This is a genomic window from Sphingomonas sp. CFBP 13728 (genome assembly GCF_014841895.1).
Classification (GTDB): domain Bacteria; phylum Pseudomonadota; class Alphaproteobacteria; order Sphingomonadales; family Sphingomonadaceae; genus Sphingomonas.
This window is the reverse complement of sequence record NZ_JACYUS010000001.1, coordinates 1,129,895-1,144,568: the sequence shown is the minus strand read 5'-3', so window position 1 is coordinate 1,144,568 and position 14,674 is coordinate 1,129,895. Positions and strand designations below refer to the sequence as shown.

13 protein-coding genes and 2 tRNA genes are annotated in these 14,674 nt (G+C 65.8%); 5 read left to right on the top strand and 10 right to left on the bottom strand.

What is annotated here, in order from left to right; genetic code table 11:
- Positions 1-3: 3 nt before the first annotated feature.
- Together IFT67_RS05070 and IFT67_RS05065 are read right to left on the bottom strand one after the other, a co-directional pair.
- Positions 4-2,292: a patatin-like protein gene (locus IFT67_RS05070; RefSeq protein WP_192145285.1), complete on the bottom strand. Its 2,289-nt coding sequence runs from the start codon at positions 2,290-2,292 to the stop codon at positions 4-6.
- 36 nt (positions 2,293-2,328) lie between these two features.
- Entirely contained in the window at positions 2,329-3,024 is a 696-nt protein-coding gene (locus tag IFT67_RS05065) for an endonuclease/exonuclease/phosphatase family protein (RefSeq protein WP_192145283.1), read from the bottom strand.
- Positions 3,025-3,198: 174 nt separating this feature from the next.
- On the opposite strand from IFT67_RS05065, the gene IFT67_RS05060 reads away from it, so the two are divergent.
- Positions 3,199-4,641: a L,D-transpeptidase family protein gene (locus tag IFT67_RS05060; protein WP_342450561.1), complete on the top strand. Its 1,443-nt coding sequence runs from the start codon at positions 3,199-3,201 to the stop codon at positions 4,639-4,641.
- A 37-nt stretch (positions 4,642-4,678) separates the two neighbouring features.
- Here the strand turns inward: IFT67_RS05060 and IFT67_RS05055 are convergent, their stop codons facing one another.
- The 5 genes from IFT67_RS05055 to rpsA form a co-directional block, all read right to left on the bottom strand.
- A complete protein-coding gene (locus IFT67_RS05055) occupies positions 4,679-5,050 on the bottom strand; it encodes a DUF4112 domain-containing protein (RefSeq protein ID WP_244647166.1) in 372 nt (123 codons plus the stop codon).
- Between the two features lie 59 nt (positions 5,051-5,109).
- Positions 5,110-6,582 carry an ABC transporter substrate-binding protein gene (locus IFT67_RS05050; protein ID WP_244647165.1) on the bottom strand — a complete coding sequence of 491 codons (1,473 nt, stop codon included), beginning with the start codon at positions 6,580-6,582 and terminating at the stop codon, positions 5,110-5,112.
- 29 nt (positions 6,583-6,611) lie between these two features.
- Positions 6,612-6,695 (bottom strand) — tRNA-Leu (locus IFT67_RS05045).
- Between the two features lie 106 nt (positions 6,696-6,801).
- Entirely contained in the window at positions 6,802-7,080 is a 279-nt protein-coding gene (locus IFT67_RS05040; protein WP_056060417.1) for an integration host factor subunit beta, read from the bottom strand.
- A 160-nt stretch (positions 7,081-7,240) separates the two neighbouring features.
- Complete coding sequence (gene rpsA / locus IFT67_RS05035; protein ID WP_056060414.1) at positions 7,241-8,959, bottom strand: 30S ribosomal protein S1; 1,719 nt, start codon at positions 8,957-8,959, stop codon at positions 7,241-7,243.
- Between the two features lie 275 nt (positions 8,960-9,234).
- Here rpsA and IFT67_RS05030 point away from each other — a divergent pair, with 275 nt between their 5' ends.
- A complete protein-coding gene (locus tag IFT67_RS05030) occupies positions 9,235-9,492 on the top strand; it encodes a SemiSWEET family transporter (RefSeq protein WP_056486791.1) in 258 nt (85 codons plus the stop codon).
- Between the two features lie 289 nt (positions 9,493-9,781).
- Here IFT67_RS05030 and cmk read toward each other — a convergent pair whose 3' ends face one another.
- Together cmk and aroA are read right to left on the bottom strand one after the other, a co-directional pair.
- Positions 9,782-10,420: a (d)CMP kinase gene (cmk, locus tag IFT67_RS05025; RefSeq protein WP_056051420.1), complete on the bottom strand. Its 639-nt coding sequence runs from the start codon at positions 10,418-10,420 to the stop codon at positions 9,782-9,784.
- A gap of 1 nt (position 10,421) precedes the next feature.
- Complete coding sequence (gene aroA, locus IFT67_RS05020) at positions 10,422-11,756, bottom strand: 3-phosphoshikimate 1-carboxyvinyltransferase (RefSeq protein WP_192145279.1); 1,335 nt, start codon at positions 11,754-11,756, stop codon at positions 10,422-10,424.
- Between the two features lie 99 nt (positions 11,757-11,855).
- On the opposite strand from aroA, the gene IFT67_RS05015 reads away from it, so the two are divergent.
- Together IFT67_RS05015 and IFT67_RS05010 are read left to right on the top strand one after the other, a co-directional pair.
- Positions 11,856-12,182, top strand: a complete 327-nt coding sequence (locus IFT67_RS05015; protein ID WP_031395784.1) for a TIGR02300 family protein — start codon at positions 11,856-11,858, stop codon at positions 12,180-12,182.
- 82 nt (positions 12,183-12,264) lie between these two features.
- Positions 12,265-12,340: transfer RNA gene (locus tag IFT67_RS05010), tRNA-Ala, on the top strand.
- 46 nt (positions 12,341-12,386) lie between these two features.
- On the opposite strand, the gene IFT67_RS05005 is transcribed toward IFT67_RS05010, so the two are convergent.
- Positions 12,387-13,280 (bottom strand): LysR family transcriptional regulator, encoded by an 894-nt coding sequence (locus IFT67_RS05005; RefSeq protein WP_192145277.1) that lies wholly within the window; start codon positions 13,278-13,280, stop codon positions 12,387-12,389.
- Positions 13,281-13,388: 108 nt separating this feature from the next.
- On the opposite strand from IFT67_RS05005, the gene IFT67_RS05000 reads away from it, so the two are divergent.
- Positions 13,389-14,555 carry an isovaleryl-CoA dehydrogenase gene (locus IFT67_RS05000; protein WP_192145275.1) on the top strand — a complete coding sequence of 389 codons (1,167 nt, stop codon included), beginning with the start codon at positions 13,389-13,391 and terminating at the stop codon, positions 14,553-14,555.
- The last annotated feature ends 119 nt before the right edge of the window (positions 14,556-14,674 follow it).

The window sequence follows — 14,674 nt, the reverse complement described above, 5'->3', positions numbered from 1 at the left end:
CTGTCAGCCGATTTCGGTACGCAACTGCGCGATCAGCGGCAGTATCGTGGTCAGCCTCGGCTCCTCCTCGTCGAGAATCGCCAGGAACGCGGAACGCTTGATCGCGGCAACGCGGCCGGGCTTCATCCGCACCGTCTGCGGCAAGGTCGAGACGGTGATGTCGATCATCCGCTCGGCCCCGTGGAGGCGCCCCCAGAGGTAATCATTCTCGCGGTAGGCGCGACTAAAGAACGCGCCGAACGTCCCGAACTGGATGCCCTTTAGCGTCGTCTCGGCTCCACCCGAGCGGATCGAGGTCGCATCGTCGGGCGCGATCCGGTCGACCTTGATCGGGTCGAACTCGTCGAGGCCTTCGCCTTGCAGCAGCGGCAGGGTCGCCGTGTCGAAATACGGGAAGCCGAGATAGGCGAGCAACAGCGTCCGCCGTGCAGGCTTCGCGAGTGCGGCGAACGCCTCCGCCAGCCGCAGGTCGGTTTCCGCATCGAGCCGGTCCAGATCGAACGTCCGGCCGAGCGTTTCCAGTACGGCGGTGGCGTCGCCTCTCATGCCGCGCACCGCGTCGTGCAGCCCGACGTGCATCTCGCCCCGCAGACGATCGAGGTAGGGCGACAGCGACTCGTAGATCGCGTCGCGCATCGGCCCTAGCTCGAGCTCGTCGGCGGCCGTCTCCACCTCCGACAGGCGCCGCGCCATCAGCCGCAGTCGTCGGATGCGAAAGCCGATGTCGAAGGTTCGCAGGAACGCGATCGACGCAGCGCTTGCCCCGCCCGCGTGCCCCGAGCCAAGCAGGTCGGCGCCTGATGTTGCGACGTGCGCGACGATCGCCGCGCGGATCTGTGCCAGCCGCCGGGGCCGGTGGTGCTCTCCGGCATCGAACAACAGCAACGCCAGCGTTTCGATCACCGCGCTGCGTTTCAGATGGCCGTACGCGACGAAGCCATAGCCCGAACTGACAGCGGCGGCCTTCTGCGCGCGACGCCGCCATGCGATCAGTCGCGGCGCGGTCGGCCGGTCGAGGAACAGCGTGTGACCGAACAGCGATTCGACGTCCGCCTCCACCTCGGGGCGGATCGCGGTCAGGATCCCGCGCATCCGGTCGATCCGCGCCGAGCGTTCGGCGATCGCCTCCAGATTGTCGCGGATCGGCTGCTGGCGGGGAATGTCGCTGATCGCGCCGATGATCGTCTGGAAGAACCCCGGCGTGCCCTCGCCGCGATTGAGCCGGAGCTTGATGCCGGGAGAGGGGTCTATGTAGATGAAGCGCCGATCGATCTGACGGCGTGCAGGGCGTTCCTTCAGCGCATCCAGCGCCGGTCGGAACGGCGCGTTGGCGAGCACCGAGCCGTCGATCAGCACGGCGGTCTCGGCGGCGTTGGCAGCGGTATGGCGGGGCAGGACGCGCGCAAGGAAGTCGCGGCGTTCGGGCCAGGCGATCTTGCGATCCTTCAGCACCCCGTCGAGTTCGGCCACCGTGAACGGCGGGAACGCGCCGGGGAAACTCGACGTCGCCCGCGCCGCAAAGGCGAGTTCGCCGGCAGGCGCCAGGGTGTCGCAAACGCCGCCATTATCCGTGAAATCGACGACCAGGCGGTGTTCGGTCTCGACCACTTCGGGTGGGGAGTTGAGCTGCAACCGTTCCGGATGGCCCGAAAAATCCGTCACCGTCACGAACAGGTCGAGCGGCTGGCCCGGCGGCAACAGCCGCGGTCCGCGTTCGCTCGCCGCCATCGCATCGAACGCGTCGAGCAGCAGGTTGGTGAAGGTCTTCCCCCCGAACGGCGGCTCGAACCAGCGCGATCGGATGAAGTGCGACAGCTTGGTGCGCACCTCCTCGCGCGTCGGCTCGTCGAGCGCCTCGACCTTGTCCGTGCTGCGCCCTGCCGCCATCCACGCCAGCGGCATCGCCCAGGCCTTCGAGAATCGCGACTTGGGTGCCGCCTCGGTATCGATCAGCGCCTCGACGTCCGCCGACGTCATCCAGAGGTCGGTCAGCGGATCGAGGCTCTGCCCGGTCGCGATCGCCTGCGCGAGGAAGATGCCGTTGATCCCACCCGCACTAGCGCCCGCGATGATGTCGGCGAGCACGCGCACGCGGATCGACGCATGCTCTTCGATCTCCTGGAGCAGCGCGTGATAGACGCCCTCGCTGCCGCCCTTCGGGGTTTCACCGTCGTGGAACGCGCGGCTCGCGCAGACCAGCCGCCAGATTTCCTTGGTGATGCCGTGCATGTAGACTGCCAGGCTGATCCCGCCATAGCAGACGAGCGCGAGGCGGAGTTCTTTCTCGCGCATTCTAGATCCTCGTCCCGTCTGCTCGTCGGTGTTCGATTATACGGGCTCCAGCATAGCCCAGATCGGCAGATGATCCGAAGCCTTCCGCGCCGCCGGGCTCGCATGCACGCCGCATTCGACGATTCTCAAGTCGCGCGATACCATGATGCGGTCGAGCCGTGCGACCGCGCGGCGCGAATGAAAACTCGCGCCGGTTTCGGCAAACGCATAGTCGCGTCCGAAATCGCGCAAGCAGCCGGCACCCGCGCTCCATTCGTTCAGGTCGCCCATCAGCACGGTCGGGTGACGATGCGCGCAGGTATCGACATGGTTCAGGATCGCCGCCGCCTGCTTGCGCCGCCAAAGCCCTGACAGATCCAGGTGCATGCCGAGTACGCGGATCGTATCCTCCGCGAACCGCACGTCGGCCATTACCGCGCCGCGCGGTTCGAGTGCCGGCAGATGGATCGCCTCGCCGTCGATGACCTTTGCAGACTTGCGGACGAGGATGACGTTGCCGTGCCAGCCCATGCTCAGCGACCGCAGGCCGAAATCGACCGGCACCCAGTCGCTATGCTCCTCGAGCAGATGGTGCGGCAGGACGCAGGCCTTCGCGCCGAACCGCCGATCGGCCTCCTGCAACGCGATCACGTCCGCATCGATCTCGCGCAGCACCTCGACCACGCGCTCGGGGTTACGCCGTCGATCGAGCCCGATGCCCTTGTGGATATTGTAGCTGGCGACCTTGATCATGCGTGCGGCGTATAACGCGACGGGCGCGATCCGGGTTGCAGAATGAGGCTCACGGACCGAAAAAGCGCCCGCCCCAGGCTTTATCTCGCAGCAGGATGCGCGGGGTGGAGCAGGGGCCGGCGTACTGCGTTGTGCATTCTAGGCCACAGGTCAGGTCATTGGGGGGAAATTTTGGTGCGTATTGTTTCGATCGGTGCATCGCTGCTGGCGATGACGGCTGCGCTTTCGGGCTGCGAGGTCAAGACGACGACCGCTGCGAACCAGCAGGTCCCTGCGGCGGCCGCGAAGCCGGCAGGCTGGACGAAGACGACCGCCGAGCAGTTGCGCAAGGCGATCGCGGCGCGTGGTGCCCATGGTCTGGACCGGATGAGTTTCGATGCGAGCGCGCAACCCGGTGCTGACGACGCGGCGCTGACCAAGGCGGCGATCGCCTACGGCACGGCTTTGGCGCAAGGCGCGACGGACCCCGCCAAGCTGTTCGACGTGTACACCGTTCCCCGATCGAAGGTGGATGTCGCGCAAGGGCTGGCCGCCGCGCTTCAGGCCGGGGATATCGGCAAGTGGCTGTCGAGCCTCGCGCCGCAGGACGACAATTACGCGCGGCTGTCGAAGGCCTATCTCGCATTGCCCAAGCAGGAGCAGCCGGCGAGTGAGGTCATTCCGGACAATGGCGAGGCGATCAAGCCGGGTCAGGCCGACCCTCGCGTACCCGCGATCGCACAGCAGCTCGTCGCGTTCGATTATCTCGATCGTGCGGCGGCGCAGGGCGATCGGCTGACCCCTGCGATGATCCTCGCGATCAAGAAGATGCAGGCGGATTACGGGATCAAGCCCGATGGCATGATCGGCACCGCGGCGCTGGGCATCCTGAACTTGTCCGATGCCGACCGTGCGCGCGCGATCGCGGTCAACATGGAGCGGCTTCGCTGGCTCGATCGCAATGCGCCGGGAACGCGGATCGACGTCAACCTCGCCGCCGCCCGCCTGAGCTACTGGCGTGACGGCAAGCTGGTCGACAGCCGCAAGGTCGTCGTCGGCGAGCCCGACAAGGAAACGCCGCAGCTCGGTTCGCCGATCTTCCGCCTCGTCGCCAACCCGACCTGGACGGTGCCGCGGTCGGTCGAGAAGAAGGAGATGGCGGGCAAGGGTGCCGCCTATCTTCGCGCCAACAATCTGGCGTGGAAGGATGGTTGGCTCGTCCAGCAGTCGGGCCCCAAGAACTCGCTCGGCCTCGTCAAGTTCGACATGACGAACGATCACGCGATCTACCTCCACGATACGCCCGCCAAGCAGTTGTTCGCCGAAATTCAGCGCCAGCGCAGCCATGGCTGCGTTCGCGTCGAGGATGCGCTCGGGTTCGCCGAGATGCTGGCCAAGGACCAGGGCGTCACCGACCAGTGGCACCAGGCGCGGGCGACCGGCAAGGAGACGTTCGTGAAGCTGCCGAAGGAAATTCCGGTCAGGCTGCTATACCAGACGGTGCTGTTCGACGATGCGGGCGAACCGGTGATCCGCGCCGATCCCTATGGCTGGAACGACCGGGTCGCCGTAGCGCTCGGCCTCGGTTCGAGCGCGACCTACAAGCCGACTGCGCGCGACGCCGACGTCGGTCCGTAAATCGGTCGATCGATCGAGGAGGGGAGGGCCGGCGGCCTTACCCCTCCAGCGTGGTGGTCGACGGATAGTGCTTGTCGAGATGGCGCTTGATGATCCGCAGGTTGCGCGTGTTCGAGCGGAAGAAGAAGTCCGGGATCGCCCCGACGAACGGGATCATCCCGAATGCCCAGTCGATGCCGATATTACCGAACATCCGCGCCATCTGGATCTTCGACATGCCGATATTGCGGGCTTCCCATGCCATCCACGTGCCGACCGCGGCGGCGATCGTGCTGCCGGCGAACGGTATGATGTCGAGTATGACGTCCATGCCGACCTTGCGGTTGGTTCCAGGGATGACGAACAGTCCCTCCATCACGCGCTCCATCGCTTCGACGCGGCGGCGGACCGACAAGGCGTCGCGGCCCATGGGCAGGGCATCGAAGTTGATGCCGGGCGTTATGCGAGTTGCGCGTGGGTTCATGACTTCTAATTGGTGTCGGCGCGCAACCGGTTCAACGGGTGCCACGCGCGACTATTGGCCTGCCACTGGCGAAGCCGGGCGGCGACCAGCGACCAGCGCAACGGGCGGGCCAGCGGAATGAACGCTACGTCCTCGTTCATCGCCGCGTCGGCGGCCGCGATCCGCACGCCGCGTTCCGCCAGCGTCGGCGCTTCGCGCGCGGCTTCGAGCGCGGCCTGCGCGGCATCGCCACACGTCACGCAGGCGGTGGCGAGATACCAGCGCGCACTGTCGTAGGGCGCGACCGCATCGACCAGCTTCAGGTCCGCGGCATCGTCGATCCCGACGCGCATGGGCGTGATGCCGATCGCCATCAGCGAGGCGGCGACCTGCGCGTACAGCAACGTCGCACCCGGCCCGTCGGGGAGCGCGATCCGCACCGTGATCGGCCCGCCTGTCCACGCCGCCACCCGCCGTCGCGCGGCGACGCGGCGTTCGTCCTGCGTCAACAGCGTCCAGGCGGGGACCTGCGGCAAGGATGCGGAGTCGAGGATGTCGGGCAGGATTCGGTCGGCGGGATCCCATGCGGACGCGATCGCCGTCGTCAGCGCGGTCCGGTCGATCGCCTCCGATACCGCCGCGCGGTTGCCGGCATCGGCGAGGAAGCCGTCGCGGCGCACGATCGCCAGCCCGAACAGGCCGACCGCAGGGTCGACGCGTACGCTCGCCGGCGCCACGTCCGCGGTCGCCAGCAACGGCCAGTCGACGAAACTGCCGCCGCTGACCAGATCGGAGTCGCGATTGGCAAAGCGCGCGATGGCGCGGGCGGCGCGCTCGCCGATCAGCCGCACGTCCTCCTGCGGCCGCGCTTCGCGCTGATCGTCGGGATCGGCCTGGCCTGGATCGAACGCCGGACGCAACAGCGGCGCGCGCCCGCGCTGCGCGATCCGGAACGGCCCGGTACCTCCCGAGGGTCGAAGTCGGAGCAAGGCGAGTTCGGGTTGCGCGAACAGCTTGAGCAGATCCGGGCGGGGGCGCGACAGCCGCACCTCGATGACCTGAGGGGTCATCACGACGATCTCGTCGATCGCGGTCAGGAATGGCGCCAGCGGATTGCGCGAATCATGGTGGCTGCCCCCCGAACCGATCGCGCCGCCGATCTGGCGCTGGAGCATGGCGACGACCTGCTCGGCGGTGACTGGCGTGCCATCGCCCCAATCGCCCTCGCACAGGCGGAAGATGTAGCTCATGCCGTTGTCGATCACGATCCAACGCTCGGCGATGCCCGGCTCGATCTGACCCGCGGCATCGAACCGGACGAGTCCTTGCGCGGTGGAATCCATCATCAGGCGGGCAGGGGTGTCGAGCGCGACGCGGCTGGCGTCGGCGAGGTGTGGTGCGGACCCGATCGCGCTGACGATCACCGCACCGGTATCGGGCCGTCGATCGCATCCGGCCAGCATCGTGGAGCCTGCCAGCATCAGGCTGCCGGCGAGCATCAATCGACGCGTACGCCGGGCAACTCGAATGGTGCGGACGGCGGGACTCGAACCCGCACTCCTAGGGAGGGAGATTTTAAGTCTCCTGCGTCTACCGGTTTCGCCACGTCCGCACACGGGCCCAACAAGACGAGGTCGCGCGCAGGGTCAACCCATCTTGCTCGAAGCGTCGTATATTCTCTGCCCCGACGCGCGCGCCGCGTTCGGGGTTGGTACCGCTCACACGTTGAGGCGCGAGCGCATTTCCTTGCCGGGCTTGAAATACGGCACGCGCTTGGCCTCGACCTCGACGACTTCGCCGGTACGCGGGTTGCGACCCGTCCGGGCATCGCGTGCGCGCGTGGAGAATGCGCCGAAACCGCGCAGTTCGACCCGGCCGTCGGCGGCCAGTCGCTTCGATATCTCGTCGAAGAAGGTGCTGACGATCAGCTCCACTTCGTTAGGCTGTAGGTCCGGATGCGCCTCAGCGATCTTAAGGACCAGTTCAGATCGGATCATTCGAGCCCCCGCCCATCTAAAGCGCTTACTAATTGATACAAGTCAATCTGCGAGTCATTAGCACCAATTCGGGGACAGTCAAAAACCAAAAGCACTCAGACAAGAAAAAGCCCGGCATGTTCGAGACATGCCGGGCCAAATCTTCGTTAAGCCGTTGAGCTTACTTCTTCTCGGCGTCCGTACGAGCCTTGAGAGCCTCGCCCAGGATGTTGCCGAGAGTCGCGCCCGAGTCCGACGAACCATACTGCGCGACAGCCTGCTTCTCTTCCGAGATCTGCATAGCCTTGATCGAGAAGGTCGGCTTCTTCGAACGATCGAAGCCGGTGACCATCGCGTCGAACTTCTGGCCGACCTGGAAACGCTCCGGACGCTGCTCGTCGCGATCGCGACCCAGATCCGTGCGCTTGATAAAGCCGGTCGCGCCATCGTCGCCCTGCTGCACTTCGAGGCCCGCGTCGCGGACTTCGAGAACGGTCACGGTGACGATCGCGTTCTTGTTCAGCTTGTCGCCTGCTGCTGCGATGCCGCCGGCCGATGGCCCGCCGCGCTCGAGCTGCTTCATGCCGAGCGAGATACGCTCCTTCTCGGCGTCGATGTCGAGCACGACGGCCTCGACGGTCTCACCCTTGCGATGCAGGTTGAGCGCGTCTTCGCCCGAAACACCCCATGCGATGTCGGACATGTGGACCATGCCGTCGACGTCGTTGTCGAGGCCGATGAACAGACCGAACTCGGTCGCGTTCTTGACTTCGCCTTCGACAGTCGAACCGATCGGATGAGCGGCAGCGAAGGCCTCCCAAGGATTGGCCTGAGCCTGCTTGAGGCCGAGCGAGATGCGACGCTTCTCGGAATCGACTTCGAGGACCATGACGTCGACTTCCTGCGAGGTCGACACGATCTTGCCCGGATGGACGTTCTTCTTGGTCCAGGACATTTCCGACACGTGGACGAGGCCTTCGATGCCCGCTTCCAGCTCGACGAACGCACCATATTCGGTGATGTTCGTGACGCGGCCGGTGAGCTTCGCGCCGACCGGGTACTTGACCATCGCGCCATCCCAAGGATCGCTCTCCAGCTGCTTCATGCCGAGGCTGATGCGCTGGGTGTCCTTGTTGATGCGGATGATCTGCACCTTGACGGTGTCGCCGATGTTCAGGACTTCGCTCGGGTGACCGACGCGCTTGTAGCTGAGATCGGTGACGTGCAGCAGGCCATCGATGCCGCCGAGATCAACGAACGCACCGTAATCGGTGATGTTCTTGACGACGCCGTCGATGATCTGGCCCTCGGCCAGGCTGAGGATCAGGCCCGAACGCTGTTCTGCGCGCGTCTCTTCGAGAACGGCGCGACGCGACACGACGATGTTGCCGCGCTTGCGGTCCATCTTCAGGATCTGGAACGGCTGGGGGATGTCCATCAGCGGGGTGACATCGCGCACGGGGCGGATATCGACCTGCGAACCGGGCAGGAACGCGACGGCGCCGTTCAGGTCGACGGTGAAGCCACCCTTCACGCGGCCGAAGATCACGCCTTCGACGCGGGTCGTCTTGGAGAATTCGGTTTCCAGCTTGTCCCATGCCGCTTCGCGACGGGCGCGATCGCGGCTGAGCATCGCTTCGCCGTGGACGTTCTCGACGCGGTCGACATAGACTTCGACTTCGTCGCCGACCTTGAGGTCAGCCTTCTGGCCCGGCGCTGCGAATTCGCGAAGCGGCACGCGGCCTTCCGACTTCAAGCCGACGTCGATGACGGCCATGTCGTTCTCGATGCCGGTCACGGTGCCATGCACCACGCGGCCCTCGAAGCTGTCGGCGTCGCCGAGCGTTTCGTTCAGCATCGCCGCGAAATCGTCGCGGGTCGGCATTACCTGGGTTGCCATAGAATTCAGTAATCCTAGTCTGTTTCCGGCCAAGCGGTTGGGTCCGCTGGTCTTGGCCTTCGTTGCCGCGACGACCGAATGTCGGCACGGCATCCGGACGGCACGAAGCGCAGAGGACGTAGACGCTGAATGCGAAAACGGCGCGTGAGACTCGAGGGTCTCCGCGCCTTCCTCCACGAGCATCGCTCGCCGGACGGTTCCGTATAGCCGAAACCGGGTCTCGGAGCAAGTTCGCCGCTGCTTCGTTAGGGGCCGCTCACAACAGGAGCGAAGATTTGAACGAACGCGGCATTCTCGTGCTGGGCTGGGTCGCCACCGTGACGGCGATCGTGATGTACCTGTCATACATCGACCAGATCATGCTGAACCTTGCGGGTCAGAAAGGATCGGTGGTCCAGCCGTTCGCGACGATGGTAAATTGCGCGCTTTGGGTCGGGTATGGGTTTTTGAAGGACAAGCGGGACTGGCCGATCGTCGTGGCGAACTTTCCGGGGGTGGTGTTCGGGGCGGTGGCGCTGGTTACTGCGCTTTAGAAGAGCGTCGGTCACGGCGCTGTCGGCGGCGGGGCTTGGGGACATAACGGAAGGCGCCCCCCGCTTCCTTGTTCTCCCGCGAAGGCGGGAGCCCAGCCTGGATCCCCGCCTTCGCGGGGAAACAATATTGGGTCGCAATAGCTCACCCCAACAGAGCAACCACCCCGGCGAAGGCCGGGGCCCAATTGGGGGACGATGCTAACTGAGGACTGCGCTTCGTTACTGCTGACGTTCCAATTGGGCCCCGGCCTTCGCCGGGGTGGTGCACTCGCTCGGGTGTGAGGAAGCCCTAAACCGAAGCCGCCTTCTTCGCCCGCTGCGCCTCGACCAACGCAACCGCCCTCTGAACCGAAGCCTCGATCGACAAAAAGCTCGTATCCAGCAACGCAGCATCCGCCGCCATCACCAGCGGCGCAGTAGACCGCCCACTATCCCGAGCATCCCGCGCCCGGATATCCGCCAGAACCCGATCCTTGCTCGCAGTCCCACCCCGAGCCTGCAACTCCGCATGCCGCCGCTGCGCCCGGATATTCGGCGTGGCCTTCACGAACAGCTTCGCATCCGCATCCGGCGCGATCACCGTGCCGATGTCGCGCCCGTCGAGAATCGCGCCACCCTCCTGCGCCGCAAACCGCTTCTGCCGGTGCAGCAGCGCCGCGCGGACCAGCGGATGCGCCGACACCACCGACGCGAGCGCGCCGATATCGTCATCACGCAACGCCGGATCGCTCAACAGCGCATCGCTGAAATCGCACGCCGCGACCGCGTCGGCCTCGGTCTCCGGATCGAGCCCCATCCGCGCCACGCTCAACGCGACCGCGCGGTACAGCAGCCCGGTATCGAGATACGGCAGCTTGTAATGCTTGGCCAAGGCACGCGCGATGGTGCCCTTGCCCGATGCCGCCGGACCGTCGACTGCGATGATCATCTTAATTCCCCCGGCCGGTAAGCGCATCGAGCGACCGGAAGAACACGGGATAGCTCGTCGCCACCGGCGATACATCGTCAATCGTGACGGGCTCGCGGCTCCCAAGTCCAGCCACGACCATGCTCATTGCGATGCGGTGGTCGAGTTTCGAGGCGATCCGAGCGCCACCGCGAATCGCCGCGCCGCCCGACCCGGTGATCGCCATGCCGTCCTCGAATTCATCGCAAGGTACGCCGCAGGCTTCGAGCGCGATCCGCATCGTCGTGATCCGGTCCGATTCCTTGACGCGCAACTCATGAGCGCCGCGCGCGACGGTCGTGCCGGTCGCGAAGGCCGCCGCCACGAACAGCACCGGATATTCGTCGATCATGCTCGGCGCGAGATCGGCCGGCACTTCGATCGCGGTCAGGGGCGCGTGGCGGACGCGCAGATCGGCGACCGGCTCGCCACCGACAGTGCGCGGGTCGAGCTCGGTAATATCCGCGCCCATCATCCGCAGCGCGGTGACGATCCCGATGCGCGTCGGGTTCAGCCCGACGTTACGCACGACGATATCCGACCCCGGCACGATCGACGCAGCCACCAGCCAGAACGCCGACGACGACGGATCGCCCGGCACCACGATATCCTGCGGCTTCAACTCCGCTTCGCCGGTGATCGAGATGATGCGGCCGCGGTTCGTTTCCTCGACGGTCAGCTTCGCACCGAACCCGGTCAGCATCCGCTCGCTATGATCGCGCGTCGCGACTGGCTCGATCACGCGCGTGATCCCCGGCGTGTTGAGCCCAGCGAGCAAAATCGCGGACTTCACCTGTGCCGACGCGACCGGCAGCGTGTATTCGATCGGCACCGCCGGGCACATCCCGCGCACCATCAGCGGCAGCCGCCCGCCCGGCGAAGACGTGATGTCCGCCCCCATCTGCGAAAGCGGCTCGATCACGCGCCCCATCGGTCGCCCCGACAGCGACGCGTCGCCCGTAAAGGTGCAGGTGATCGGATGGCTCGACACGAGGCCCATCAGCAACCGTGTCGACGTGCCAGAATTGCCCATCTCCAGCGCGGTCTCGGGCTGGAGCAACCCGCCCACGCCAACACCGTCGACCGTCCAGATCCCGTCCTCACCACGTTCGATCGTCGCGCCCATCGCGCGCATCGCCGCCGCGGTAGCGAGCACGTCCTCGCCCTCCAGCAGCCCCTCGATTCGGCTGGTACCGACCGCCAAGCTCGCGAACATCAGTGCGCGGTGACTGATAGACTTGTCGCCTGGGACCGCGATCGAGCCGGTCAGTGGACCGCGCGCGACGACGTCCATCGAAGTGGGGAGGGGGTGTGCCATGGGGCCGGGCTTTTGACAGTGGCCTTGCGCTATGGCAAGGCGCGCCCACTTTGCGAGGGTATCCCCCCGCAATCCATTCATCCGAAAGGTTCTATCGGCATGATCAAGCCGGAATGGGGCACGAAGCGTTCGTGCCCGAAATGCGCGACGCGTTTCTACGACCTCGAAAAAGCCGACCCCGTGACCTGCATCGAATGCGGGTATGCGTGGGAGCCCGAGCCCATCCTGAAGTCGAAGCAGCCGCTGCCGTTCGAGGTCGCCAAGCCCGACACCAAGAAGCCCGACGCGGATCTCGAGGGTGACGAGGAAGAGGACATCGCCTCGATCACCGGCGAGGACGAAGAGCCGTCGGCCGACGACGAAGTCGATCTCGGCGGCGACGACGACCTCGGCGTCGAGACGCCGCAGGACGAGCACGAGCGTTAAGTGCAATAAATTTGGCAGGCGGCATTTACGCCGCTTGCCAACCCGGGCGGGTCCGGTTAGTGACCCGCCTCCCAACGGGAATGGGGCCGTAGCTCAGCTGGGAGAGCGTTCGCATGGCATGCGAAAGGTCAGGGGTTCGATCCCCCTCGGCTCCACCATTCCTCCGTTGATGACCGGTCCGCCGGTACCGCTTTTTATATAGCGTCAGTCGAGATCGTCGGCACCGGCCCCCGCCGTGTGCAGATCCCTGAACGTCTTCTCGATCGCCGCGACCATGACGCTTCCCTCGATCCGCGAGGCGGAGTCGTTCGCCACCAGCACGCCTACGCGCCGTGTCGGATCGAAGCCCGTCAACCGAATCATCGCGATGCCCTCGCTTGCAAAACTCAGCGGCATGACCGTCATCCCGAGCCCTGCACGGACATAGGTCAGTGCGCGGTCGTCGCTGACGGTGCGGGCGGCCATGAACGGTCGCACGCCGCGCGCGGTGAAGAAGCGGCTCGTCTCGGCCAGCGCTTCGCAGTGGCGGCGGACGATCATCGTTTCCTCCGCGACGTCGGCGACCGCGAGCGTGGCGCGTCCGGCCAGCCGGTGGTCGTTCGCCACCGCGACTGCGAAGCCTTCCTCGAACAGCACGCGACCGCGCGCATCGTCGCCGATCGCGCCGAGCATCACGTCGATCCGTCCGCGATCGAGCAGCGCGACGAGTTCGCTGCTCCGTCCCTCGACGACTTCGAGGCGTTCGGTGGTGGACGCGCGTCGCGCCCGACTTAGCGCGGCGGCTATCCAGGATGGCGGCAACGTCGTCGCGATCCCGAGGCGCACGAGCTTGGTCGGAGCCGTGTCCTGCAAATCCCGCTCGGCAGCGGCAAACTCGGCTTCGATCCGACGCGCATGCACCGCGAACCGCGTGCCCGAGGGCGTGAGTTCGATCCGCCGGTTGGTCCGCAGGAACAGCGTCTGCCCGAGCGACGCCTCCAGCTTGGCGATCCCGACCGACAGCGTCGGCTGCGAAATCCGGCACTGCGCGGCGGCACGCGTGAAATTGCCCTGGTCCACGACCGCCAGGAAATAGCGCAACACATAGCGTTCGATCATAGCGGTACGACCATAGACACGATCTATCGCATGTGTTCGGTCGTATCAATTTCTCTTGGACGTCGCGACCGAGTATCACGCCGACAACACAAGGTCTGGAGAGGCTGCATGATACCCGATTTCGATTTCGCGCTCGGCGAATCCGCGGACATGATCCGCGAGAGCACGCACCGCTTCGCCACCGACAAGATCGCGCCGCTGGCGGCGAAGATCGACGCCGACGACTGGTTTCCGCGCGAGCTGTGGCCGGCGATGGGCGAACTTGGCCTGCACGGCATCACCGTCGAAGAAGAATATGGCGGCCTCGGTCTCGGCTATCTCGAACACGTCGTCGCGGTCGAGGAAGTCTCGCGCGCATCCGCGTCGATCGGGCTCAGCTACGGCGCGCATTCGAACCTGTGCGTCAACCAGATCCGCCGCTGGGGCAATCCCGAGCAGAAGGCGAAGTACCTGCCCAAGCTCGTGTCGGGCGAGCATGTCGGCAGCCTCGCCATGTCCGAGGCGGGCGCCGGCTCCGACGTCGTCTCGATGAAGCTCAAGGCGGTGAAGACCGACACCGGCTACGTCCTCAACGGCACGAAGTTCTGGATCACCAACGCGGCCTATGCCGACACTCTGGTCGTCTATGCGAAGACCGGTGAGGGTTCGCGGGGGATCACCGCGTTCCTGATCGAGAAGGACATGCCGGGCTTCGCGATCGGCCAGAAGATCGACAAGATGGGGATGCGTGGCTCGCCGACCGCCGAACTCGTCTTCACCGATTGCGAAGTGCCGTTCGAGAACGTCATGGGCCCCGAGAATGGCGGCGTCGGCGTGCTGATGTCGGGCCTCGACTACGAGCGCGCGGTGCTGGCCGGCATCCAGCTCGGCATCATGCAGGCGTGCCTCGACGTCGTGATCCCGTACGTCCGCGAGCGGAAGCAGTTCGGGACGGCGATCGGCCAGTTCCAGCTAATCCAGGCGAAGGTCGCCGACATGTACGTCGCGCTGAGTTCGGCGCGCGCGTATGTCTACGCGGTGGCGAAGTCGTGCGATGCGGGCAAGACGACGCGGTTCGATGCGGCGGGCGCGATCCTGCTCGCGAGCGAGAGCGCGGTGAAAGTGTCGCTCGAATCGATCCAGGCGCTCGGCGGGGCAGGCTACACCAAGGACTGGCCGGTCGAGCGGTTCATGCGGGATGCGAAGTTGCTCGACATCGGCGCTGGGACGAACGAGATTCGCCGCATGCTGATCGGCAGAGAACTCATCGGGGCCGCCCCCAAGGTGGCGCAGTGAACACTGCACTGAACCCCTCTCCCTGCAGGGGAGAGGGAGGGGCCCGCACGGCGCAGCCGGGTGGGAGGGTGAGGGCACGCGCGCACCTCGAACGTGCCCTCACCCTCCCGTCGCTGCGC

What these genes read in the sequence shown, in the direction of transcription:
- IFT67_RS05070 (WP_192145285.1), bottom strand. Translation starts at nt 2,292, where the DNA reads ATGCGCGAGAAAGAACTCCGCCTCGCGCTCGTCTGCTATGGCGGGATC.
- IFT67_RS05065 (WP_192145283.1), bottom strand. Translation starts at nt 3,024, where the DNA reads ATGATCAAGGTCGCCAGCTACAATATCCACAAGGGCATCGGGCTCGAT.
- IFT67_RS05055 (WP_244647166.1), bottom strand. Translation starts at nt 5,050, where the DNA reads ATGGGCCGCGACGCCTTGTCGGTCCGCCGCCGCGTCGAAGCGATGGAG.
- IFT67_RS05050 (WP_244647165.1), bottom strand. Translation starts at nt 6,582, where the DNA reads ATGCTCGCCGGCAGCCTGATGCTGGCAGGCTCCACGATGCTGGCCGGA.
- IFT67_RS05040 (WP_056060417.1), bottom strand. Translation starts at nt 7,080, where the DNA reads ATGATCCGATCTGAACTGGTCCTTAAGATCGCTGAGGCGCATCCGGAC.
- rpsA (WP_056060414.1), bottom strand. Translation starts at nt 8,959, where the DNA reads ATGGCAACCCAGGTAATGCCGACCCGCGACGATTTCGCGGCGATGCTG.
- cmk (WP_056051420.1), bottom strand. Translation starts at nt 10,420, where the DNA reads ATGATCATCGCAGTCGACGGTCCGGCGGCATCGGGCAAGGGCACCATC.
- aroA (WP_192145279.1), bottom strand. Translation starts at nt 11,756, where the DNA reads ATGGCACACCCCCTCCCCACTTCGATGGACGTCGTCGCGCGCGGTCCA.
- IFT67_RS05015 (WP_031395784.1), top strand. Translation starts at nt 11,856, where the DNA reads ATGATCAAGCCGGAATGGGGCACGAAGCGTTCGTGCCCGAAATGCGCG.
- IFT67_RS05005 (WP_192145277.1), bottom strand. Translation starts at nt 13,280, where the DNA reads ATGATCGAACGCTATGTGTTGCGCTATTTCCTGGCGGTCGTGGACCAG.
- IFT67_RS05000 (WP_192145275.1), top strand. Translation starts at nt 13,389, where the DNA reads ATGATACCCGATTTCGATTTCGCGCTCGGCGAATCCGCGGACATGATC.